The following is a 23508-nucleotide window of genomic DNA, read 5'->3' as shown; positions in this document are numbered from 1 at the left end:
TATGATTTTGGCAAAGGTTTCTGCACTCAAAATTAAAGGAATTGAAATTGGAAAGGATCGGTGAACGTAGGGTGCAAAAAGTGTACTTTCTGCACTCGCCGAAAAGCGGCGCCGAATGAACGTCAATTCGCGCCGCCTGTCTATCCTGACGAAAAGTGAAATCGATGATCTATACGGGTTGCCTCGTTTCAGCGATCACGACCGCAGTCTCTTCTTCGATTTAAGCGTGATTGAACAGAAAGCTGTCGACGCCGTTTATGCCCGCTCATCGGCAGTCCACTTAATCCTTCAAATCGGGTATTTCAAGGCCAAGCAACAGTTTTTTGTTTACGGGCGGGAGGCCGTGCTCGACGACCTACACTATATTCTCCAGCGGTATTTCCCCGACCAGGCATTAGATAAGATCAAAACCCTTTCCAAGCCGACCCGGCTCGAACAGCAACAGATCATCCTCCAGTTATTCGACTATCGCCTATGCGACGGCGAGGCCAAGGCGGCACTGGAACAGAAAGCGCAGCGGGTCGCCATGCTGTCGACACAGCCGATTTACATCCTACGCGAAACCTTACAATACCTTACGAACCAACGCCTAATTGCTCCTGGCTACACTTATCTACAGGACATGGTGAGCCGAGTAGTGACAGGCGAACGTCGGCGGATTACGGACTTACTGAAAAAAGCCGTGACGCCGGATGTCGACAAGCAGCTCGAAGCCTTGCTTGAGTCCGAGGAAGGCATGTATCGCATCAGCCTACTCAAACACGAGCCTAAGGATTTCAGTTACCGCGAGTTACGCCAGGAGGTTGACCGCCGCAAATTTTTTCAGCCGCTGTATGAATTCGGGCAAAGCTTTCTGGGTACTGCCGGCCTGTCCAATGAGAGTATAAAATACTATGCCTCATTGGTTCCGTTCTACTCCGTCTACAAGCTGCGGCGCATGGCGGAACCCACAACACGCCTGTATTTGCTGTGTTTCGCCTTTCATCGCTTTCGGCAAATCAACGATAATTTGATCGAAGCCCTGATTTGTCTCATTGGCCAATACGAGAAACAAGCCAAACTTGCCGCCGACGAGGCCATGCAGCAAGCCATCAACGAGGCCGGCGCGAATCTCCAGGCGGCAGGCCAAGTTCTGGAATTGTTCATCGACGCTTCAATTCCTGATGAAACACCGTTTGCGACCATAAAGCAAAAGGCTTTCGATCTGCTCAACATCGAGAGCTTTCCAGTCGTATCCGATTTTATGCGCAACATCGAATTCGATAAAACCGCTTTTGAATGGTCGTATTACGGTACGCTGCGGCACAAATTCAAGCTCAATTTACGGCATTTGTTCTGTAACCTCGATTTCGTTTGCCTGGTGTCGGATGAGCCCCTGCTGGAATCTATCCTTTTTCTACAGGAGTTGCTGCGCCAGGGCAAGACACCACGACAGATGAACCCGGCCAACTTCCCGACCGGAATCATTGCAAAGAATTTGCAGCGGTATTTGTATACCAAGTCGGAAGAACATAAAAAGAAAACCCTAGAGGTTGATCGTTATGAGTTCCTGGTGTACCGCGAGCTACGGAAGGCGCTTGAAGCCTGTGACGTATTTGTTCGGGATAGCAACGAATTTCGCAGCTTTGATGACGACCTGATCAACGCCGCGCGTTGGAATAAGGATAAAGAGGCGATATTGCAAGAAATCGGCGCACCGATTCTGTTGACACCAATCCAGGATACGTTAGCCGCGCTCAAGCGGGAACTGGAAGCCAAGTACAAATCAGTGAACCAGCGTATTGAAAGCGGCGACAATAAACATATCAAAATTACCGGTACCGGGGAAAAACTTCGCTGGACGTTGGTTTATCCCTCCGAGGAAGAACCAACCAACAGTCCGTTCTATGGTCGATTGCCAAGTATCGGCGTGGCTGACCTGCTTTGGTTCGTCGCTGAAAGAACAGGATTCTTGAAAGCATTTGCCCACGTTTTGGAGCGCTACGTTAAACAAGATGCCGATCCGAGACTCATCCTGGCGTGTATTGTTGCCATGGGTACCAATATGGGCTTATGGAAAATGGCGGAAGTATCAGGTCTTAGTCATTCTGCGTTGCTGACGACGGCTCGCAATTTCCTGCGGGCGGAAACGCTACATGCAGCGAATGACGCCGTTTCCAACGCTACGGCTGCGTTACCTGTTTTCCAAGCGTACGACATCCACCATCAGAAACATTCTAGCAGTGATGGCCAGCATATAGTCACGCAGATCGACACGATCAATGCCCGACACTCCAGCAAGTTTTTCGCGCTAAAGAAAGGCGTAAACGCCATTACCTTGGCCATGAATCATGTCCCGATTAATGCCAAGATTATCGGTGCGCACGAACATGAATCACATTTCGTGTTCGACATCCTGTACAACAATACCACGGAGATCAAGCCGGAAAGGCATTCGACGGACACGCATGGCACCAATCAAGTGAATTTCTTTATCTTGCGCGTCTTCGGCTACCAATTTTCGCCACGATATCGTGACCTGCATAAAAAAATCGATAGCCTAGTTGGGTTCCAGCACCCAAGCCGTTATGGCGATGCCTTGTTTAAGCCATCGCGTAAGGCCTTTGATACTTTAATATGCAAGGAGTGGCCGAATATCCAGCGCATTCTGGCTTCGCTGGCTCAAAAAGATGTAACTCAAGCAACCATCGTGCGTAAGCTCGCCAGTTATAAGCGGCAGAACCAGACCAAAAAGGCACTATGGGAATTGGACAATATTTATCGGTCACTTCATATCCTTGATTTCATCGATGACCCGATACTCAGGCAGCGCATTCAAAAGGCGCTTAATCGCGGCGAGGCGTATCACCGTATGCGACGAGCCATTTCCTATGTCAATGCCGGCAAATTCCGGGTAAAAACCGAAGCGGAGCAGCAAATCTGGAACGAGTGTTCCCGGCTGATTGCCAACGCCATCATCCACTACAACACGCTGATCTTGTCGCGGGTGTATGAGCAAAAACTGGCTGCCGGTGACCAGGATGCTATCGAGATCATCAAAGGCACGTCGCCCGTCGCATGGCAAAATGTGAATCTGATCGGTAAGTTCGAATTTACGGAAGAAAACGCCAAGGTTGACATCGATGCCTTGGCGGCACGCTATAACGACCCTGATTTCTGGCGTAAGTCTGTGGGAGAAGGTAGCGACCCTTAATATTAGCTACTGCTAATTTTTACCTTTTCGAGGGGATGGGCAAAAATAGCCTTATTTCCTGGGACGATTTCCAGCAAAGCATCATCGAAGCGGATCAATTGGCCAAGCCCGCCGCATTCGATCACTTACACTTGATAGCTGAGCAATTCAGCACCCTCCGCCGCTATACGCCGGATTTCCTGGACGTGCTGACATTACGAGCGGCACCGGCGGCGCAGGATGTGCTGGATGCCATTGCAGTGATCCGCACTATGAACAATGCCAGTACGCGCAAAGTCCCGATTGATGCGCCGACGGCTTTCATCAAACCGCGCTGGAAGTCGCTGGTACATGCCGACCCAGGGCTTGACCGCCGTTTCTATGAAATCTGTGCGCTCACCGAACTGAAAAACGCACTCCGGTCCGGCGACATCTGGGTACAGGGTTCCAGACAATTCCGCGACTTCGACGAATATCTGTTGCCTTCCGTGAAATTCCAAGAACTCAAACAGGCAAAAGTATTGCCGGTTGCCGTCAATCCGGATTGCGAACAATACCTGCATGATCGGTTGCAGTTGCTTGAACGACAACTGAGCACGGTAAACCGTTTGGCATTGGCCAATGAACTTCCCGATGCCATTATCACCGATTCAGGGCTGAAGATCACCCCATTGGATGCCGTCGTTCCTGAAGCGGCACAACAATTGATCAACCACGCAGGCATGTTGTTACCCCGCATCAAAATCACCGAATTATTGATGGACGTGGACGACTGGACCGGCTTTAGCCGGCATTTTGTGCATTTGAAGGATGGAGAGCCGACTAAAGACCGCACTTTGTTGCTATCGGCCATCTTGGCCGACGCCATTAATCTGGGGCTCACCAAAATGGCCGAGTCTTGCCCCGGCACGACTTACACCAAACTGTCGTGGCTGCAAGCCTGGCATATCCGGGACGAAACCTATTCCGCCGGATTAGCCGAGTTAGTGAATGCCCAGTTCAATCATGCGTTTGCCGAAAACTGGGGCGATGGCTCGACCTCGTCTTCTGACGGCCAGCGTTTCCGGGCTGGCGGTAAGGCCGAGAGCTCGGGCCATGTCAATCCGAAGTATGGCAGCGAGCCGGGCCGATTGTTCTATACCCACATTTCCGATCAGTACGCCCCTTTTCATACCAAAGTCGTGAATGTCGGTATCCGCGATTCGACCTATGTGCTCGATGGTTTGCTGTATCACGAATCGGATTTGCGGATCGAAGAACATTACACCGATACCGCCGGCTTTACCGACCATGTTTTTGCACTCATGCATCTGCTGGGCTTTCGCTTTGCGCCCCGTATTCGCGATTTGAAGGATACCAAGCTGTATGTACCGAAAAACGGCCAAGATTACCCAGCGTTGCAGAGCATGATCGGCGGTAATTTGAATATCAAAAGCATCCAAACGCATTGGGACGAGATACTACGGCTTGCGACGTCAATCAAACAAGGCACTGTCACCGCGTCGTTGATGCTACGGAAACTGGGCAGTTACCCACGGCAGAATGGACTGGCTGTGGCCTTGCGCGAACTGGGCCGTATCGAGCGCACCTTGTTCATTCTGGATTGGTTGCAAAACGTAGAACTGCGCCGACGTGTTCATGCGGGACTGAATAAAGGCGAGGCCCGCAATGCCTTAGCCAGAGCGGTATTCTTTAATCGCCTGGGCGAAATCCGCGACCCAAGCTTCGAACAACAGCGTTATCGTGCCAGCGGCCTTAATTTGGTAACGGCGGCCATTGTGTTATGGAACACCGTCTATCTGGAAAGGGCTGTCGAAAAACTGCGGGGATTGGACAAGCCTATTGATGATGCGCTACTGCAATACTTGTCGCCGTTGGGTTGGGAACACATCAATCTGACTGGCGATTACATTTGGCGGCAGAACAGAAAGATTGAAGAGGGGCAATTCAGACCACTGCGGACCACTGAAAAATCTTAGCGTACTATTTTTTCCGAATTCTGTGGCTACCCCTATAAGCGAAATCCGAAAAACGATGTTTTGGCATACGACCGCTTTGGAGAAAGTCGTATGACGGGTTTGGGTCGATTGCTATAATTCGCCACTTCCAAAAGCAGTCATTCACTACTGGCGTAATCGTATCGGAACTGGTGGCGACTTTGGGGGGTATACGCATCCATGGTGCAAATTAGACTGCTTTAGTAGCACCGATGCGTTTGGTTTTAGGTGTTCAACTTCTACCAGAATCAGTGTTCAATTCAATCAGAATACGTTTGCGTCAATGAGCCATCCACGTCCAAGGGTTGATGACTTTTAAACCAACAGCCTCAAATGGCGACGTATCGCGAGTTGCTACCGCGAAACCATGCGCCACAGCAATTGCAGCAATATATCCATCTGCAGTAGCAATGGCCTGTCCAGCAGTACGGGCACGGGCACGCAATGTTGCATAAGCTTGCGATGCCGACTCATCGAAAAGCAGGATGCGTCCAGCGAATAACGGTAAAACTTGCTGCTCTAGGCTGGAAAAGAGAGTATCCCTGCGTTTACCCTCTGGCAGCACCGCGATACCAAAACGCAGTTCTGCAAGGCTGATTGTCGAGAGGTACAGTGTTTCGATGACTTGTTCATCAATCCAAGAAAGTACGCTTTTATCGCAGGACGCTTTTAAAGGCTCAGAAACGACATTGGTATCAAGCAAAATCATTCAAAATCCAAAGGTTCAGTAGGCGATTTATCACGCTCTATCTCAAGATCGACTCCGCCCACTTCAAGACCAATTTTGGCCAGCAAAGAACCAAGCTTAATTCGATTATCGGGCCTGACAGTATTATCTAAAATTGCCCTGATTTCAGCTTCTGTGCTATGACCATGCATAGCGGCACGCACACGCAAGGCGCGATGAGTTTCATCAGATAAGTTGCGGACAGTGACAGACGCCATTGCTTTCACCTCTTACGTTAAATATCAATGATAGCATTATAGGCTTTATGATGTCATTTTTATAGTGTCGTAAAACACTTGTTTTCCGGTTAGTCTGATAAAGCACAGCTATCGCGGCTTAAAGCACCCTCAGAAATGTACGAAAAACCCTGTCGCAATGATGTATCATGCGTAAACTAATTTTTAAGGGTTTTTCGTACATGCTTGTTGGTTATATGCGGGTATCATCTGACTCTGATCGCCAGACGACCGACTTACAGCGCGATGCGCTCATGGCGGCGGGCGTCGATAGTCGGCATTTATTTGAAGATCATGCCTCCGGCGCCAAAGATGATCGGCCAGGATTGTCAAAAGCACTGGAGTTCGTTCGCCCCGGCGATGTTCTGGTGGTTTGGAAGCTGGATAGGCTTGGCCGCTCATTGTCTCACCTGTTATCCATCGTCAATGCGCTGAAAGAAAATCAGGTTGCCTTCCGGTCGCTCACCGAGGGCATGGATACAACAACACCGTCCGGCGAATTATTGTTTCATGTATTCGGGGCATTGGCCCAGTATGAAAGAGCATTGACAAAGGAACGGGTTGTTGCTGGATTGGCTGCCGCTAAACGGCGAGGACGGATTGGCGGACGACCACCCGCCATTGTGGGTGAAAAATTGGAGGCCATCACTACAGCGCTAAAAGGTGGTATGTCCAAGGCCGCAGTTTGCCGTAACTTTGGCGTAAAACGTACCACGCTGATCGAAACCTTGGCTCGAATAGGCTGGTCGAGCGTTCAGTAATGAACGAGTTTCTGCCATGCTAGCGAGCGATACGGCCTACCCCAGATTAAAAACCTGCTTCAATACAGGCGAATTAGAGCGGTGGTACTCCCCAACCCCTGATGAGCGTGAATTTTGCACAAAGGTTGTGCGTGGACAGAGTAACCGATTCGGTTTTCTCCTTACCCTTAAGATCTTTCAGCGTTTGGGCTACTTTGTAACATCGGATCAAATTCCGGACGCAATCATTGCCCATTTGGCGGAAATCCAAAAAGTCCCCGTTGATCGGGAAGTGCTAAAGCACTACGACGATTCACGCTCGCGCAAAACTCATGTCGGTCTGATACGCAGCTATTTGAACGTTAGTCAGTTTAATAGCGAGGCAAACAAGCTGTTGTGCCAAGCGTTGGTTGACACCGCGCTAACCAAGGACGACTTAGCCGATATTATCAATGTTGGGATCGAGACACTGGTAAAGTATCGGTACGAGCTGCCAGCCTTCGGTACTTTGTTGCGAGAAGCCAAGGATCAGCGGTCGGCAACTTATCGAACGCTGTTCCGTGATGTCTATGAGCGTTTGAGTGACGCTGAGCGCACCCAACTTGATGCCTTATTTCTGGTCGGCGAAGACTGCCAAACCAGCCCGTGGAACGATCTGAAAATCGATGCACCCAAGGTGACACAGAGCGGTTTGCGAGAACTACTAACGCGCTATGACCAACTATCGGCCTTGGCTGGTAATCAGGACTTGTTACGCAATATCCCGGTTGTCAAACGGCAGCAATTATCCCTGGAAGGCTTAAGTCTGGACGCCGCCAGCATGGCGGATATGGAAGTGAAAAAGCGCTATACCGTTTCATTGGCCCTGATTGAGCGCCAATTAGCACGGGTAACCGACGATCTGTGCGATATGATCTGCAAACAGATGATGAAAGTTCAACACCTGGCTGATGCAGAACTTGAAGATTACCTGACGGCCAATCAGGACAAGACCGATGAAATTCTGCGCCGATTCGCCCAGCTCGATACGCTCTTACAGTCCGACCAACCGGTAGACGATCAAATTACCCAAGCCCGCCAACTGTTCACTGAACGACCGGATTTATGTGAGTTTTCGCGCGTTCACTCAGAGTTTGGCGGCAAAAACGAATGCCGTTTCATGTGGCGCTATTTTAAAGCTCGTCGGAGCGAACTGTTCCGAATCCTGGCCAAGCTTCGCTTCGTCGCAACCAGTCAGGATAAAAGCTTTGAAAATGCCTTGGCCTTCGTGCTTGCTTACAACCGTCGTCATTCCGACTGGATCACGTTAAACGGCAAGGGAGAAACTGTACTAACACCGCAGGATTTGGACTGGATGCCGGCGAAATGGTGGAAACTTGTCACCGGCGAAAGTGACTGCAAATTAGAGCCGAGTCGTGTAAACCGCCGTCAGTTCGAGGTTTGTGTCTTTCGGCAACTGGTTCAGGAACTGAAATCAGCCGACATTTGTGTGCCGGGCAGCGATACTTACTCGGATTCCCGCGATCAGCTTTTGTCTACTGATGAGTGTAACGAAGCTTTGGCTGAATATGGGGAGCTGGTTGGTCTGCCGGTCGAGAGTCAGGCATTCGTCGATCATCTTCGGATTCAACTCACTGATGCCGCCAATGCAGTTGACCGCGACTATCTGAGTAATACGAATTTCAATATCGTCAATGGCCGAGCAACACTGGCAAGGCTTATCAAAAAGCCTGAGCCGAAAGGGTTTAGGGTCGTTGAAGAAGCGTTGACGCGGAAATTGCAGGCACTCGACCTGTCAATGCTTGATGTGCTGGGCGATACAATGCAGTGGCTGAACTGGGGACAATTTTTTGGGCCGTTAAGTGGACACGAAAGCAAGCTGGAGGATGAAGATCGTCGGCAGATACTAACGACATTTGCTTATGGCACAGGGCTTGGGCCAACGCAGGTGGCAAAGAGTGTGTCCGGTGTCAGCGATAGGCAAATAGCATTCGTCAATCAACGGCATGTCACCACCGAAAAACTCGAAGCAGCTATCTGTGAAGTCATTAATGGCTACAATCGCTTCTGGTTACCCAAACTGTGGGGAAATGCAAAACGTGCGGCTGCCGATGGCACCCTGTGGGATCTTTACGAAAACAATCTACTCTCGGAGTACCACATCCGTTACGGTAGCTGGGGTGGAATCGCATACTATCATGTGAGCGACAATTACATCGCCCTGTTCTCGCATTTTATTCCTTGCGGCGTTTGGGAGGCGATCTACATTCTTGACGGACTGACCAAGAATAAATCCGATATTCAGCCGGATACGCTGCATGGCGATACACAGGCGCAAAGTACGCCTGTATTTGGTCTAGCTTATCTGCTGGGCATCAAACTAATGCCACGTATTCGCAATTGGAAAGATTTGAAGTGCTACAAACCCTCTTCGGATGAGGCTTATAACCATATTAGCGAGTTATTCGCCAAGGACAACATCAATTGGGCGCTGATCTCCCGGCATCTACCGGATATGCTACAGATTGCGTTGTCGATTAAAGCGGGCAAAATCGCACCTTCGACGATCCTGCGTAAGCTAGGCACGGCCAGTCGGAAAAACAAATTGTATTACGCCTTTCGGGAACTTGGCCGGGTCGTCCGTACCTGTTTCCTTCTGGAGTACGTGAATAGCGAAGAATTGCGGCGTCTGATTCAGAGCGCAACGAATCGGTGCGAGAGCTTTAACAAGTTCGCACAATGGATCTACTTCGCCTCTGACCTGATTCAAGAAAATGTACGGGATGAGCAGCTTAAAGTCATCAAATATAATCACCTGATTGCAAACTTACTGATCTTCCACAATTGTAAGAGCATGACGCAAGCACTGAAGGAATTGCAGGATGAAGGTATGATATTGACGCCAGACATATTGCGGGCTCTTAGTCCATACCGGCAACACCCTAGCCGATTCGGCATGTATGAGTTACGGGATAGCGAGGCGGGGCCGATAGACTATGATTTCCGGCTTGATCTGGAGAGCAACGAAGCCCAAATAAAATTAGCATAGACGCTATTGCCCATTTTCGCACGAATCCTTACGGTCACCCCTTTATATCCTAAGGCTTGGGCAATTTGCCCCACCCTTAGCCAAGGCTGGCCAGAGCGGTCAACGACATCGAATTGGGTGTTGGGCTTGACACTATACGGGAATCCCGTACACTTAGCCTGTGCGCACCGTGATCGAAACCCCAACCTTTCAAAAGCAAGCCGATAAAGTTTGGTCTGAATCCGAGCGCTTGGCATTCATCGATTGGATAGCCGCCAATCCATTGGCGGGCAATGTGATTCCGGGAGCAGACGGCGCGCGAAAAGTCCGCTGGTCGATAGCGGGACAAGGCAAGCGCGGAGGTGTCCGCGTGATTTATTTCAACTTTACCGAGCAAGGCACGCTGGTTCTGGTAGCGATGTATCAAAAAACGGATCAGACCAACCTCAAGCCCGGTGATATTCCAAGGGCGGTATAGCATGGATATTGAAAAAGTAGCACAAGCGATTGAGGACGACGCAGGCATGATGCTGGACGATTTGCGCCAAGGCCTGGCGGAAATGCAAACAGGCGAAGGCCGAATAACGACACCGGAACAGATTTTGGTACGCGCGGCGCGCGCTAAAACGGGTTTATCGCAACAGGCATTTGCCGAGCGCATCCAAACACCGGCAGCTACCCTGCGCGACTGGGAACAAGGTCGGTTTACTCCGCCGGGCGGGGTGTTATGCCTGTTGAAAATCATCATGAACCACCCGGACTTGATGAGCGAGCTGGATGTTGCAGCTTGAGGTTTCTTGAAAGAGACAGCGTTCTCAGGCTGATCCCGAAGCGTTGCAGACTTATCGTCATACCCGCTCGCTAATCGCCCGATAAAACGTGGCCTTGCTAATCCCAAATTGCTCGCAGACTTCTTCGCGGTTGCAGCCGTTGAAGGCTTCGCGGATCTGTGCATTGCGGTCAGCAGGTTTTTCCGGAAAGTAAACGGTATGTTTGCTTAACAGTTTGCGTAGTTTTTCGGTAATCGCGCCGGCCATGTCGCGCGATATGTCAGCGTCGATGCCGAAATACAGTACAGATTGCTGGATTTCGCGCAGAATTTGGCTGTAGATGTCGCTGTCGTCGTTCATGTGGGGATGAATAATTTGCTAGGCTTTATGCTGGGTATTGCCGATACATTGGCTGATGCTTTTACAGGGTTTTTAATCTGTGCCGGCTGGTCAGCATTTTGCGCTGTGTCTTGATTGTCCGGCAGGCTGAATACATCGCCATTAATGGGCTCGAATGTTTCTCTGAGCTTTTCCCATTCATTGGGCCTTTTTTTGTGCAAGCCCAAAAATTGGGCCATGGCGAGGTTGTAGACGCAAAGGTCTAAACATTCGTTGGCTTCGCCGGGCGTTTTTACCCATTCGCTGATGGCGTGGCCTTTGCGATAGCGAATCAGTTTGCGTTCGGCTGTGACTTGGTCGTAGAAGCTGTCTGGGAGTTCTTGGCTGAAATGGATGGCGCCGGCGCCGTCGGAAAAATTCCAGCGGGTGATGAGCCAGTCTTTGGCGGTGTCGCTGCCGACTATCCAGAGTTCGGCGCCGTGCTTTTCCGCGCGGCCGCGCCAGTTGATGTCGACCAGGCTGGGTTTGCTGGAGATGACGGGTTTGCCAGGGCGACTTGCGCCTTTGAGGGCTAGCACCTTGCGGCGCCGGCGCGGACGGACGAATTGGTAGACGTCTTGGGTGTAGTGGCCGCCGGAGTCGATGCCGCAGGCGCTGATAGCCATGGGTTTGCCGTAGTGGTTGTATAGCGGGGTTTGTAACAGGTGATCCAGTTCTTGCCAGACGCCATCTTCGGCGGGGTTGCCGGTGATGATGGTGTAGTCGATGACCCAACGTTCCAGGCCCTCGCCCCAGCCCATGATGATGACTTCGAGGCGGTTGCCTTGGACGTCGACGGCGGCTGTCAGCACCAAGGCGCCTTGGGGTACGCTGCGCAGTGGGTAGGCTTCGGCACGTTTTTTCAGTGCGTCAGCGGCCACGCGTTCGTCGGCGGCGTCAAAGCAAAGCGCCAGGCGGGTGTTATAAAACACTTGCATGGGGCCTTTGTCGCCTTTTTCCAGCGCATGTTTGGCTTTGATGTATTTTTCTACTAGGTTGGCCCAGCTTTGCCAGCCTAGCGGCGCGTAGAGTTGGGATATGCTGAAGCCTACGGTGGCGCCATTGGCGGCGGTCGGGTTTTCTGATCGCCATTCGCCTTGAGCCAGCATTTGGGTTTTGTGGCTTTCTTCAATCAGAGCGCCGCAGTCCGGGCACACCATCCAGGCTTCGCTAAGGTCTTCTGACCATTTCATACGGTCCCATTCTAGCGTATGCATGTGTCCGCAGTGTGGGCATGGCACATAGTATCGGCGCTGATCTGAGGCGCGATAGAGTTTGTCGATTAAGCTGATGCCTTCAATGGTCGGCGAACTGGAAAAGTAGATTTTGGCGTTGAAGCCGAAGGTGGATGTCCGGGCTTCGGCCAGTTCTATCGGGTCGCCTTCGCCGCCAACGTCGATCTCCCAACGGTCTAGCTCGTCGCCGTAGACGTAGCGGCAGGAGATTTCTGAGAGGTTTGAGGCCGAGCGGGCAGTGGCTAGGTGTAATGTGCCGCCGTCAAATTCTTTGGTGTCAATGGTGTTGCGGCTGTCGCGGCTGCGGGGCGCTGCTACGCGGTCGTTGAGCACGGTCACGGATTTGATGGCTTCGCCTATCCGGTGCGAGACGCGCTTGACGAGTTTTTCAGTGGGGAACAGCGCCAGGATATTGGCCGGTGCCTGGTGGATCGATGCCCCTATCCAGTTTAGCGCGACTTGGGTTTTGAGCATTTGCGAGGCGCCCATGACGATGACGCGGCGGCATGGGTGCGTCGGCGATAGGCAGCGCATGACTTCCCTGGCATAGGGTGTTCGGTCGGTGCGGTATGGGCCAGGTTCCGCTGCGCCGGATTTTTTGGGGATGACCATGTGTTGGTCTGCCCATTCGTCAACGTGCATGTCGGGATCGGGGCGCAATCCATCAGCAAATGCGGCCATGAAGGATAGGAAGCCGTCGGCTACATCAAGCCTCATCATCAACTCCTTCGGCGTATTGCTGGATCAGTTTATCCATGCCTGACAAAACGGTGCGGATTTCATCTCTAATCTTTTGTTCAATGATGGTGGTTTCGGTGATGGCCGAAAGTTCTGCCGCCAGCCTGGATGGCACTGAGAGTAGTTGGTCGCGTAACAGGCGCGCTACGGTTTTGGCACCGCGCTCGGCTTGGTCGCGGTAGATTAGGTTGCCAGCTTCGCGTTCTTGGTCTTGCTCGGAGCGTATGGCTTCGGCGCGTTCGCGGCGCGTCTTCCAGTGCATGTAATCCTCGACTACCGGCGAGGATTGGGCAAGCAACGTGGCAATTTGGTTGTTTTCAGCGTCGCGCATGCGTCCGCTATTGGCAGCGGCTTGTTTGACTTTGTCTGTGTTTCTTTCCCACTGAATGTCGGCGACCTCTGGATCTATCTTTCCATCGATCAATGATATGCGGCCAGATTTGATAGCTTTATGTACCGCTACCTTACTGACGCCGCGCTGCCTTGCATAATCAGCTTGAGTTAATAACACCATAGCGTCATGTTATCCGTTCAGTTAACACACCAAAACCCCAGCCGCTAGATAAAAGGCGGGGTTCGAATTACCCTTAACGGGCTTGGCCTGGAAGGACCCGCAATTATTCGGCATTGATCTTGGCATGGGCTTCGTCTTGTGTGATGGGACCGGTGGCGATGACGCCGAGCGGCATGCCGTCCAGCAGCTCAACTTCGACCAGCACCATGGTATGCGGACAATGCACGGCTACCTGGTTGTGAATGCCGGCATTGGCGATGGCTTCGGTCAATAGGTCGTAACATGCGTTGCATACTCTTGGCAGCAATGGATGCCGACTGGATCCGGTATCCAATAGATGCGCTACCAAACCTGATTTGTTGTTGTCTTGTTGCATGCTTACCTTGCTGTCTTGATAGCGTATTTCATGGCCTTGACCAGCTCACGTTCCAAGTTCTCATCGATCGCCTTGCGCCCGATGCCGAAGAAGTCCAGACGAGGCTCATAGTTGGGCGCCTTGACGAACCACAGCACAGGTTCCAATGGACCGCATATAGCTTGCCCTTTTGGCGAACGGCGTCTAGTTACCTGCCATTTGCCTTTGCTATCTTTGCCAATATCTCTTAACCCTGGTTTTCGCCTCGCAATACCTTGCGGGTTTTCTTTACCGCCAACGACAAAATACATTGCCCTATCTGGATTGCGCGCTATAGATCGTGCAGTGACGTTTGACGTCCACCCTAATGCATAGTCTGCTGCCTGCAAGCCAGACAGAATCTGCTTTACAAAACTTCCACTCATGTTCCCATACTTATCCAGCAATGCTTCTGCGCCCTTGGCGGGCGTGGTAAACATACTTGATCCCAACAAACCAGCATCACGCAAGCGTCTCTCCGAATTCCTGGCATTCCGCTGCCCGCCGAATATCTCAGGCCCCAGGTACTTGGTTGCCGGCGTGCCAACATTGCCTGACTTAGCGATGTCTTTTGGTTGATAACGACTCCAGTTCACCCCATCCTTTGTCATGGTTGCATAGGGTCCGGCTTTAACAACATCGTTCCCATCCTTCAGCCACACCACCGCTTCCAGCTTGTCCTTGTTCGACGGCGAGACATACAGGCTATTCAGCGTAAACGGCGTCGGCCTATCGAAGACCCGCTTCATTTCCGCCACGATCGCCTTCCTGACCAAATCCGCCGTGCGATTGATCGCCAATGAGGTGGCAAACGGAATCTGCGAACGATACCCATCCAGATGTCTGGCGATATCCTCAGGGCTTTTCCGATTCTCAAAATCAACTTTCAGCATCACCAACTCCCCATCTATGGATTAAAAACCTCAAGACCACCTAGACCGTTTTAAGACCAAAAACCCTTGAATTTACTGGCTTGGTCTAGGCGGTCTAATTGGTCTAGGGTAAATAAATAAAATAAAAAATATTGGCCGCTCTCTCATGCATCACACAAAAACACACCAAGCGGGCAATGTTAAAAACAGCCTGGACTGCCTAGACTGCCTAGACCGCCCCAGTAACCGCGCGGGTTTCAGGATTCGACCATTTAAGACCGGTCCAAGACCGCCAACCGGACCAACCTAATCATCACCCTCCCAAACCGAGGCTTCCACGCCCCACAACTGGCCAAAAACGCCCCTCGCCTCATCAATCGTCGGCAACACGTAGTAATAGGGCCTGTCGCCATTCTCACGCGGCCTGGTAGAACGCACGCCCCACTTGCGCAAATGCTCACCCACGGTATGCATCTGCTCGGAATGGGAGATATTGTTTTTCTTGCAATACGCCAGATACAGATTGCCCAGCACTTCCCGCTTGATCCGATCAGGCCAGACAAACTTATGCGCATCCGAATAGGCATCGCCGTCTTCAAACAGATAGCCCAGCATCAACGCCTCAAACCACCAACGCACGACACTATTGGCGCTCATCAGCTTCAAATCCAGCCCGCGCTTGATGATGTTGTCCGGAATCTGTCTTGGATGCCATGCGCTAATATCGCGGCCCAACAAATACGCCATCAACGCCTCGGTACCGCCCTCTTCCCGCATCTCCTTATTCAGCGCCTGAAAATACGCCCAATCACCCTTGCGCTCATCCGACACATCAGTAATCACATAGCGCCGATCGTCTGCACCTCGCGGAACCGCCCACTGCTCATTAGTCGCGAAAATGCAGCGCCGAAACGACCGCACCATCGACAAATCACGACCCTTGTACTCGATCGGCTGTACGGGATCTGTGATCATGCTTTTCAAAACACCCTGAGCGGACTTATCGCCGCCCCACACCGACTCATTGCAAAAAATCAGTAATGCATTGGCCAAATGCCCGGAAAAACGCCCAGTCACCTGATTCAAACTAGACAACATCAAATAATGTTCCTGCCCCACGATCCTGGCCAACGGCTCGATAAACGTATTCTTGCCTATCCCTTCCCGGCCCCGAAACACCAGCGCCGTTTCGGGTAATTCCTGCGGCCTTTGCACCAGATGCGCGCACCAATTCAAAATATAGTCATACAGATCATCATCCCCGCTGCAAATCACCTCATGCACAAAGGCCAAATACAAACCACACTGGCCCTCACCCGGCGCACATCCCCAGCCCTGCCACAGATTCAGATAACCCGGCTCATTTTCACCCGGCAAAAACACCATCCCCGCGTATTCCGCCCGCTCAGGATGCTCAAGCCAATAATCACCCCAACCGACCGACTCCCCGTTCATGAAGACTTTCTTATTGCAATACTTCAACACGAAGTCTTGACGGCTGGAAAAGGTCAAAAACTTCTTATGCATCACCGGGTCAAACTCCCGATTCAAAATCACCGTGCGGCCGCCCATCGGCAGAATGGCATGGATTTGATTCAACGTACCCACCACATCATCCTCGCTGACAGGCGTATCCGGCACGTTATCGCCAAACCGCGCCGACAGTGCCTTAAACTCATCCTGCAACGCCGCCTTCGTGGTATTCGCCTTTTTCGCGATCAACCCAATCAAGCGCTCGACCGCCGGCTTGCGCAGATGCTTTGCCTTAGCGATTTGCCGCAACAAAAACTCAGTCAGGTAATCGAAATCCTCGGAATCCTCGATCAGCTGCTCGAAATCCGCCAACGTGCGCGGCCCACTGGCATCCACCGGGGGGGACGGAGAATCCGGCGCACTGTCATCACTGAATAACGCCTGCTTGATGCGAGAATTGACCGCCGTCAGGCCCCGCGCTTGCGCCAAATCGTTAAAATCGGTCTGGCTCACGCCGCCTCCTCGGTAAAATCCGGCACCACATACCTAGCGCCAATCGCAGCAGCCGCTTCCATCGCCTTGGTCAAGCCCGGATTACCCTCGGTGCCAACATCGTTATCGCCGCAGATTAAAATCGTCATATCGGGAAACTTCGCCCGCAGCGCAAGCGCCACCGGCTTCAAATTCCCCGCATTGAATACCACAGCCACCGCGTAACCGGTCGCCTCATACAGACTGGCCCCCGTAGCAAAGCCCTCGCAAATCAAAATAATCGTCCCCGGCTTACCGATACTGTAATAACTGCCGGTGATCTTGCCGCCGGTCAAAAACCGCTTGGAGCCATCGGCACTGATAAACTGCAACGTCGTGATAGCGCCATCGGCATTACGCGCCGGCACCATCAACGACTGCCGCAGCGTTTTAAGCCCAAACGGCTTAATGCCCTTGGCCTGCAAATACGGATGATCGCCCGCCTTGGCCGGCCCGCCAGCATTCCACAAGCGATCCGCCTTGGCCGCCGCTTCCGCCCAAACCCTCTGCTGTTCGGCGTCCCGATCCCGCTTCACCTGCTCATAGCGCAGACGCAGCGACTCACGTTCCGCTGCCGAAATCTCATGCTTAGCCTTGCTGCACCAACTATGACTTTCGCCGGTTCGCCAGCTACCAAACGCCCCGGCGATGACGTCCATATTGCCGTACAGCACCAACCAACCGCTGGCCTTGCCGGCCTTATCGTCCTGCAACTTAAAGCGCTTGATCTTTTCATCTACGCTCAACGCCAACGGCTTGGCCGACGCCAGGCCAACAGCGGCCATGGCGTCCAACACACTGCGCTCTTGTTCCGTGGTCAGCATGGCGGCGCCTATGCCTCGACCATTGATCTTTTGACCGCATACACTAGCGGCCTACCGCCACCAAGCAGCCCGCGCGGCGCTTTAATGAGCAGAGTTTGGTGGTAAAACTTCAAAAACCCGCGATGCTTCAGCATTCTCGCCGTGGCAATAGCATCATAATCGCCACACAGCGCCGTCCAGGTGGATGAAAGTAAATAGAAAAACTCTTTATCCGCCGCATCAGCCCTCATGGGAATCTCGGCTTGCAACACCTCGAATGGCACGGTCAATTCCCGCTCTACGATCGCGGCAGGATTGGAAACCAACGCCGCATAAGGGTCATGGGTTTGCAGCAGCTTAGACACGTATTCCGGCGTCACGCCGCACTCGATCAAATACGCATGCCCCAGGCTTTTTGACATCTTGCACAGCTTTGACAACTGGCTACCCTTGACCCGTTGAAACGGCAGCAGCTCATTGGGCGCTTCAAACTGCGGCACGGAATCCGGCGCCGATGACCCCTGTGCGACGTAATAGCCATGCTTGCGGATCGAGGGCAATACTTCGGACGTAACCCATTTTTTAAACGCCTTTGCTTCTGGTTTGTGGCTACCGATAATGGAGGAGTACAAACCCGACTCATTGACAGTGGTCACACCTCGATTGCCAAAACCGACAATTTGTCGGTTTCGAACTTCGTCTTCGTCAAGCCTTCGCGTCATCGCTTGCGCATCGGTGTAATCGAGTATTTCTGCAACATCCATTGCAACAAACCACGGCTCGCCATTTTCATCGACCAGCATCCGCAGACTGTAGTTGTGGAATTGAAAAAATTGAATGTTTTGAGACATGGCCTAGCCCTCCACCGTGAATAAATGAGTCAACACACTGCGTTCTTGTTCCGTGGTCAGCATGGCTTGCCGCCCTCGTTGACGGTAAAGATTTCCCGCATCAGTTGAAACAATTGGAATTCGTCGCGGGAGATCAAGCGATGTTCGGGGTAAATTTCGCCCAAGCGCTGCGGCAATTCATTACGGTTGATCAGCTCATAACCGATTTGGCGCAGGTTGAACAACAATTCGTCGGTTTTGATGCCAAATGTCAGCCATGCTTTATCGCCTTCGATCCGGATACCGCCGCCGGCGTAGTGATCGCCAGACAAGCGGACGGTGTGAGGACGCGGCAAGGCCGGTGTGGCCGGTTGGGTGTGCTGCAGGGCATCGTAGGCGCGGATGACTTGCAGGTGGAATTTGGCGCTGATCCACATCGCGTAGGCGTAGACCAGTTCTTTGACGACGTAGGTGCCTTGGGCTTTGCCGCGTCCTTGGATTTTTGATAGCGGAATTCCGCTATCATCTTTTTCGAGTTCGGCAATCAGGTCTTTAGCCTGTTGGTTATCAAGCCAGTAGCGAGGCTGATGTTTTTGCAAACCACCAGATGCCTTATGCAGATCGTTCAGGCAATAACGGCCTTGATCGTCTTGGCGAATGGCAACGTGGGAAATTTCGATAGCGCTGGGCGCAATTGGGGTGTGCTTGCTCATGGCATGCTCCATATCTGCGGTTTTTAAACCACCGACCGGAGCGACCAAACTCAGGGCGGCGGATGACGTAACGGGTTGGTCGACCGGGATATGGAACCGGCAGGCCTTGCGGCCTCCCATTACGCCACCCGCCAAAGACGGATTTCGGGCGTAAAAAAAGCCACACGACTTGCGGCGCATAGCTTCTGCGCCATATCTCAACGGGCGACCAAACCCGCCTGTCCAATGTGGGACAGTGGGTACAGCATAGCCAAGCACGGCGGCGGTGTCAATCATGGGATTTACCACAGCGCTTATTCCATTTACGGCGAATTTCCTCAGCCGCCTCTTGGGTGAAGTGGCCGGCAAAGTCTAGCGCGCCGCAGCCCACCTGGAATTTCACCAGCGCATAGACCGACTGACCGCGATGCTGGTATTCGTCCTCACCCACACCTAAGCTGATGTCCAGTACGCCTTCGATCTCTTCGCCGGACGGCGTTATCAGCTGGAAATAACGCCCGCGCTCATCTACTTTTAATTGCAATTTCATGCTGGAGCCTCGCTATGTCTCAAAATATCGACGATTTCAACCGCTTTGCCGCCAAAATTCTTGAACGGATGTACGAAGCATTTCCTCAAGACATTTCTCCGCTGCTGCTGGACGGTATCCAAAAGGACTTGGACGACATAGAAAAGAAAAACCTGATCGGCACGTTCGATTTTTTGGCTACCGAAGGGTTTATCCGTTGCAGTTCGTTGTCTCAATCGGGCGATAGCTACAGCTTCGTCAAATTGACCGGCAAGGGCCTGTTGACATTGAATCTGGTACCGAAAACCCTGACCGGCAAAAAAGCCAGTTTGCTGGATAAGATCAAGGCGGCCAGCAAAGACGGCGGAAAACAAGCTTTGAATGCCGCCATTTCCCAAACGATAGCGGCATACGTTAGGATGCGTTGGGGGTAATTTGGCACAGCCTTGCGCCATGGCTGTGTCAATCTTGCAGTGCGTAACCTTGCGGGTTACAATCAACCCATGATTAAAAGTTTCACGCACAAAGGCTTGGAAAAGTTTTTCACCACCGGCAGCCAGGCAGGCATTCAGGCGATACATGCTAAGCGCCTGCGGCTGATTCTGGCGCTGCTCAACGATGCCCGCGAGTTGTCCGACCTTAACGCGCCTGCGCTGAAATTGCACGGGCTGAAAGGCGATCTTGCCGGATTTTGGGCGGTCACGGTACAAGCCAACTGGCGTGTGATCTTTCGTTTCGAGGACGGCGATGTTTATGTCGTCGATTATCTGGACTACCATTGAGGAGGTATCGTCATGCGCATGTTTAACCCCCCGCATCCCGGCGAAATCTTGGCCGATCTGTGGCTCGAGCCGTTGGGCCTGAGTATTACCGAAACCGCCAAAGCGTTGAATGTGTCGCGCAAAGCGTTGTCCGAACTGGTCAACGGCAAGACCGCACTCAGCCCGGAAATGGCCGTGCGTTTGGAACTGGCTTTCGGCAAGAGCGCCGAATCGTGGCTGGCTGCCCAGGCGGCTTACGATGTTTGGCAATGGGAGGCCAAACGGGATAGCTTGGGGGTACATGAATTGGCGGCCTAAATCCCAGCCAAGCACGGCGGCGGTGTCAATCACGATCAGCCGCCTTGATCAGTAAACCCGCCAAATAGCGGCATTGCTCCGGCGTGAGCATAAAGCGCACTGAGAGACCTGCATGCAAGACTTCCAGCGTGGCATTTCCATCCGTTTGCTCTATGATTGAAAGCTGATCGAACGACAAACGGGCTTTTAAGAGGCCGTCTTTTTCTATTTGCGTTTCATTAATCAACGAGGCTTTTATGGTTTCTGTATCGGACATTACTAAACTCCTGGACATGATTCCGTTATGGAAGCAACTGAAAACGCTGCCTGATCGCGTAGCCGCTTTAGAGCAGCAATTGCCGCTCATACCACGTTTGCAGGTGCATCTTGCGGGTTTCATAATCCATGCCGATCTGGATCAGCCCGGCATTGATCAACTGTAATTGATTGATTTCCTGCAACTGCCGCGCATCCAGCGCATCACGCACCTGGGTGACTTGGTTTTGCTCGCAAAATGGCTTGGCGCGCATGCCCAGCACGATCTTGTTGATCATTTCGCACTCGTTGGAAAAGTGATACGGCATGACAGGATCATGCGCTTTTTGAATGGCGTCGGTCAGCGGCTTGAATCCGGTCTTGGTTTCCAGGCGCTTTTGCCGCCAAATGCGCTCTTGTTCCAGCCTGGCTTCTGCCCATTTATGCAGATTGCGACGGAATATCGCACTACACCATCCCGCAAACTCAAAGGCCAATTCTTTGTGCAACCAGGTACCACCATATTTACCTTTTGTAATCCTGATTAGGTCATCGACGGTTTTAATGTCGGGAATTCCCGACTTTAAAATGGCATCGATGTATTCCGCAGTGGAGGAAAGCCTTAAAAAATCATCTGGCTTTTTGCCAAAATGCTTGGCCATGTCCGTCGCATTAAAAAACAGCTCTTCCGTTTTGCTCAGCAACGAAATATCAACCGTCACTTGGGCGTTGTCGATCTCGATCACTTCATACTTAGGTTTCATCACATCCTCCGAAACACTTTGCTTGCAGGACGGCGATCATGGCCAGCAATGCCGCCTTCATGCCAACTCCGATAACGCCTTCAACTCCTGGCACAGATTCAGTAACGCTTGCCGACGGGTATCCCGGTCGATCCCTGCGCCGATCAAAACGGCATTACGCATTTCCAGCGCCGTCAGCACTTTGAGCGAAACGGCATCCAGTCCCCGCCTATCCATGGCCGTGTAGGCACCGGTCATGGCGAAGTTGATCAGCTTGTGCTCGTTGGCGTAATGAAAACCCTCGGTCAACTGACCGGCCAGCTGCCGCACTTCGCGCAAGGTTTCGCACATCAACTGCGCCTCGATGGACGCCTGTGCGCGTTCGTGTATCCAGCGTTCCATCGATGTGAACTGTTTAACTAGCTGCTTTTTGAATTCGACGGTTTTAGGGTTGTTACGCATGAGCGTGATCAGGAATATGGCTTGATCACGATTGAGCAGGTACTCCTTGCGCTTTTGAATGCCACCAGGGGTTTCAAAGGGTACGATTTGAAATCGGACCCTTCCAAACTCTTCCAAGTCCGCTTTGTATTGTTTGATCAGTTTTAATGAAGAATCTTGCGTCACTTCCATCCCTTCCGAAATGACCACATGCGACGTCACCGCTTCTTTTTTCGCATTAACGAATACCAAATCATTCATCACCCGTTTTGCCCCCGTCAATCAGGTTCATGCCGCCTCGATCCGCTTGGGCTGGTATTTTTCGTACACGATCGCCGCCACCTTGGCGTTGTCGTCCAGCACATCGTAGAGTTTCAGATAATCGTCCATCACCCGCTCACGCACCGACAGCATGTCGGGCGACATGTCGTCTTTCTTGAGCATCTTGGGAAACCCGAACAGGTTGCTGACCGCTTTGTTGACCACGGTATTGGCTTTGATGTAACTCAGCGCTTCGTCGGCAAGATCATCGGGCAGCAAATGACTCAGCGCTTCCATGGCATTGAGTTGGTGCTTTTTGGTGCCTTGGCGGAATTGCACGACGCGCAGTTGCTCTTCCAGGTAACGCCAGCGCGCCACAACCTTGCGGCGCAGGCGAATCGAATAACCCGTGACCAACGTCAAAGTATGCTCTTCGTCCAGCCATATTTGTTTTGTCATGCCGTTTTCGGCAATCTCTACCGAAACCCCTTCAATATCAATAGAATCCAAATTTGGATTCTGAACCTCATATAGCTCGGCCAGTATTTCCCGTATATCACGGAGCACATGCGAATGATTTTTCCCAGTCAGCTCGGCAATTTCCAAGCTGGACATGGTTTCGATCTTAATCAGCGGTAAAAAAACGTTATTCATCACCTAGCCCCAACATAAACAACAAACAACACACCGCATGCCACAGGCCGAATTCCAGCACCCGCACCACCGGCCGCAAGCCTTTCCACGGAATCAGCGTCCAGTCCAATTTGCCTTGGTCATCTTTGCGGCTCACTGGCAATCCTCCCCATCCAGCCTCTTCCAGGCCCACAGTCCCAATTGGCACAGCCCCATGCCGACGGCCCACACCACGATGATGCTCACGGCTGTCAGGGCAATCGGCAGCATGACCAGCTGGGCGACGGCGTATGTGATGCCGGACTTGACTATCATTCAAAATCCCCGGCATGGCCCGCCAAGAAATCGATCAACCGCGTGCCGCACCACAGGCAGGCGGTCTTGAGCCGTCCCCACGCGATGCCGGCGTAGATGGAGACGATCAACACGATAACCGCCATGAGATTGGGTTTTGGCAT

Annotated in this window: 27 protein-coding genes and 1 pseudogene; 9 read left to right on the top strand and 19 right to left on the bottom strand. The window is 52.1% G+C overall.

Features of this window, described 5'->3' with window-relative positions; translation table 11 throughout:
* Window positions 1–115: 115 nt before the first annotated feature.
* Together NM686_RS10765 and NM686_RS10760 are read left to right on the top strand one after the other, a co-directional pair.
* Entirely contained in the window at window positions 116–3193 is a 3078-nt protein-coding gene (locus NM686_RS10765) for a Tn3 family transposase (RefSeq protein ID WP_255187872.1), read from the top strand.
* A gap of 47 nt (window positions 3194–3240) precedes the next feature.
* Window positions 3241–5151 (top strand): annotated as a pseudogene (locus NM686_RS10760) (Tn3 family transposase); the annotation flags it as partial.
* A 298-nt stretch (window positions 5152–5449) separates the two neighbouring features.
* Here the strand turns inward: NM686_RS10760 and NM686_RS10755 are convergent.
* Both NM686_RS10755 and NM686_RS10750 read right to left on the bottom strand, forming a co-directional pair.
* Window positions 5450–5878 carry a type II toxin-antitoxin system VapC family toxin gene (locus NM686_RS10755; RefSeq protein WP_255187871.1) on the bottom strand — a complete coding sequence of 143 codons (429 nt, stop codon included), beginning with the start codon at window positions 5876–5878 and terminating at the stop codon, window positions 5450–5452.
* Window positions 5875–6114, bottom strand: coding sequence for a FitA-like ribbon-helix-helix domain-containing protein (locus tag NM686_RS10750; protein WP_255187870.1), 240 nt, complete (start codon window positions 6112–6114; stop codon window positions 5875–5877). The genes NM686_RS10755 and NM686_RS10750 overlap by 4 nt, the downstream gene beginning before the upstream one ends.
* A 167-nt stretch (window positions 6115–6281) precedes the next feature.
* Between NM686_RS10750 and NM686_RS10745 the strand changes: the two genes are divergently transcribed.
* From NM686_RS10745 to NM686_RS10730, 4 genes are all read left to right on the top strand, one after another.
* On the top strand, window positions 6282–6893 hold the full coding sequence (locus NM686_RS10745) for a recombinase family protein (protein WP_456238247.1): 612 nt from the start codon (window positions 6282–6284) through the stop codon (window positions 6891–6893).
* A 16-nt stretch (window positions 6894–6909) separates the two neighbouring features.
* A complete protein-coding gene (locus NM686_RS10740; RefSeq protein ID WP_255187869.1) occupies window positions 6910–9921 on the top strand; it encodes a Tn3 family transposase in 3012 nt (1003 codons plus the stop codon).
* 169 nt (window positions 9922–10090) lie between these two features.
* Complete coding sequence (locus NM686_RS10735; RefSeq protein WP_269022874.1) at window positions 10091–10378, top strand: transcriptional regulator; 288 nt, start codon at window positions 10091–10093, stop codon at window positions 10376–10378.
* 1 nt (window position 10379) lies between these two features.
* Window positions 10380–10691, top strand: a complete 312-nt coding sequence (locus NM686_RS10730; RefSeq protein ID WP_255187867.1) for a helix-turn-helix domain-containing protein — start codon at window positions 10380–10382, stop codon at window positions 10689–10691.
* 57 nt (window positions 10692–10748) lie between these two features.
* Here NM686_RS10730 and NM686_RS10725 read toward each other — a convergent pair whose 3' ends face one another.
* From NM686_RS10725 to NM686_RS10680, 10 genes are all read right to left on the bottom strand, one after another.
* Window positions 10749–11030, bottom strand: coding sequence for a Mor transcription activator family protein (locus NM686_RS10725; protein ID WP_255187866.1), 282 nt, complete (start codon window positions 11028–11030; stop codon window positions 10749–10751).
* Entirely contained in the window at window positions 11027–13003 is a 1977-nt protein-coding gene (locus tag NM686_RS10720; protein WP_269022872.1) for a phage terminase large subunit family protein, read from the bottom strand. Before NM686_RS10720 ends, NM686_RS10725 begins: the two co-directional genes overlap by 4 nt.
* Window positions 12990–13535, bottom strand: a complete 546-nt coding sequence (locus NM686_RS10715; protein ID WP_255187864.1) for a hypothetical protein — start codon at window positions 13533–13535, stop codon at window positions 12990–12992. The genes NM686_RS10720 and NM686_RS10715 overlap by 14 nt, the downstream gene beginning before the upstream one ends.
* 103 nt (window positions 13536–13638) lie before the next feature.
* Window positions 13639–13911 (bottom strand): hypothetical protein, encoded by a 273-nt coding sequence (locus NM686_RS10710; RefSeq protein WP_255187863.1) that lies wholly within the window; start codon window positions 13909–13911, stop codon window positions 13639–13641.
* Window positions 13912–13913: 2 nt separating this feature from the next.
* A complete protein-coding gene (locus tag NM686_RS10705) occupies window positions 13914–14822 on the bottom strand; it encodes a hypothetical protein (RefSeq protein WP_255187862.1) in 909 nt (302 codons plus the stop codon).
* A gap of 285 nt (window positions 14823–15107) precedes the next feature.
* Window positions 15108–16787 (bottom strand): primase-helicase family protein, encoded by a 1680-nt coding sequence (locus NM686_RS10700; RefSeq protein ID WP_255187861.1) that lies wholly within the window; start codon window positions 16785–16787, stop codon window positions 15108–15110.
* Window positions 16784–17629, bottom strand: a complete 846-nt coding sequence (locus NM686_RS10695; protein ID WP_255187860.1) for a toprim domain-containing protein — start codon at window positions 17627–17629, stop codon at window positions 16784–16786. Before NM686_RS10695 ends, NM686_RS10700 begins: the two co-directional genes overlap by 4 nt.
* Window positions 17630–17637: 8 nt before the next feature.
* A complete protein-coding gene (locus NM686_RS10690) occupies window positions 17638–18459 on the bottom strand; it encodes a BRO-N domain-containing protein (RefSeq protein WP_269022868.1) in 822 nt (273 codons plus the stop codon).
* A gap of 56 nt (window positions 18460–18515) precedes the next feature.
* On the bottom strand, window positions 18516–19427 hold the full coding sequence (locus tag NM686_RS10685; RefSeq protein ID WP_255187858.1) for a KilA-N domain-containing protein: 912 nt from the start codon (window positions 19425–19427) through the stop codon (window positions 18516–18518).
* Window positions 19420–19680 carry a hypothetical protein gene (locus NM686_RS10680; protein ID WP_255187857.1) on the bottom strand — a complete coding sequence of 87 codons (261 nt, stop codon included), beginning with the start codon at window positions 19678–19680 and terminating at the stop codon, window positions 19420–19422. Before NM686_RS10680 ends, NM686_RS10685 begins: the two co-directional genes overlap by 8 nt.
* Window positions 19681–19694: 14 nt before the next feature.
* On the opposite strand from NM686_RS10680, the gene NM686_RS10675 reads away from it, so the two are divergent.
* From NM686_RS10675 to NM686_RS10665, 3 genes are all read left to right on the top strand, one after another.
* Window positions 19695–20093, top strand: a complete 399-nt coding sequence (locus tag NM686_RS10675; RefSeq protein WP_255187856.1) for a hypothetical protein — start codon at window positions 19695–19697, stop codon at window positions 20091–20093.
* A gap of 69 nt (window positions 20094–20162) precedes the next feature.
* Window positions 20163–20441 carry a type II toxin-antitoxin system RelE/ParE family toxin gene (locus tag NM686_RS10670; RefSeq protein WP_255187855.1) on the top strand — a complete coding sequence of 93 codons (279 nt, stop codon included), beginning with the start codon at window positions 20163–20165 and terminating at the stop codon, window positions 20439–20441.
* 12 nt (window positions 20442–20453) lie between these two features.
* Window positions 20454–20738: a HigA family addiction module antitoxin gene (locus NM686_RS10665; protein WP_255187854.1), complete on the top strand. Its 285-nt coding sequence runs from the start codon at window positions 20454–20456 to the stop codon at window positions 20736–20738.
* A gap of 25 nt (window positions 20739–20763) precedes the next feature.
* Here NM686_RS10665 and NM686_RS10660 read toward each other — a convergent pair whose 3' ends face one another.
* The 7 genes from NM686_RS10660 to NM686_RS10630 all read right to left on the bottom strand — a co-directional run bounded on the left by NM686_RS10660 (window position 20764) and on the right by NM686_RS10630 (window position 23508).
* Window positions 20764–20994 carry a hypothetical protein gene (locus tag NM686_RS10660; protein WP_255187853.1) on the bottom strand — a complete coding sequence of 77 codons (231 nt, stop codon included), beginning with the start codon at window positions 20992–20994 and terminating at the stop codon, window positions 20764–20766.
* 67 nt (window positions 20995–21061) lie between these two features.
* Window positions 21062–21736 carry a KilA-N domain-containing protein gene (locus tag NM686_RS10655; RefSeq protein ID WP_255187852.1) on the bottom strand — a complete coding sequence of 225 codons (675 nt, stop codon included), beginning with the start codon at window positions 21734–21736 and terminating at the stop codon, window positions 21062–21064.
* A gap of 57 nt (window positions 21737–21793) precedes the next feature.
* A complete protein-coding gene (locus NM686_RS10650) occupies window positions 21794–22417 on the bottom strand; it encodes a Rha family transcriptional regulator (RefSeq protein ID WP_255187851.1) in 624 nt (207 codons plus the stop codon).
* A gap of 27 nt (window positions 22418–22444) precedes the next feature.
* Entirely contained in the window at window positions 22445–23071 is a 627-nt protein-coding gene (locus NM686_RS10645; protein ID WP_255187850.1) for a Rha family transcriptional regulator, read from the bottom strand.
* Window positions 23064–23207: a hypothetical protein gene (locus tag NM686_RS10640; RefSeq protein WP_255187849.1), complete on the bottom strand. Its 144-nt coding sequence runs from the start codon at window positions 23205–23207 to the stop codon at window positions 23064–23066. Before NM686_RS10640 ends, NM686_RS10645 begins: the two co-directional genes overlap by 8 nt.
* Window positions 23204–23365: a hypothetical protein gene (locus NM686_RS10635; protein ID WP_255187848.1), complete on the bottom strand. Its 162-nt coding sequence runs from the start codon at window positions 23363–23365 to the stop codon at window positions 23204–23206. The genes NM686_RS10640 and NM686_RS10635 overlap by 4 nt, the downstream gene beginning before the upstream one ends.
* A complete protein-coding gene (locus NM686_RS10630; protein ID WP_255187847.1) occupies window positions 23362–23508 on the bottom strand; it encodes a hypothetical protein in 147 nt (48 codons plus the stop codon). Before NM686_RS10630 ends, NM686_RS10635 begins: the two co-directional genes overlap by 4 nt.

Origin of the sequence: Methylomonas rapida (genome assembly GCF_024360925.2) — a bacterium.
GTDB lineage: Bacteria > Pseudomonadota > Gammaproteobacteria > Methylococcales > Methylomonadaceae > Methylomonas > Methylomonas rapida.
The sequence above is the reverse complement of the archived record's forward strand: the minus strand, read 5'-3'. Positions and strand labels throughout refer to the sequence as shown.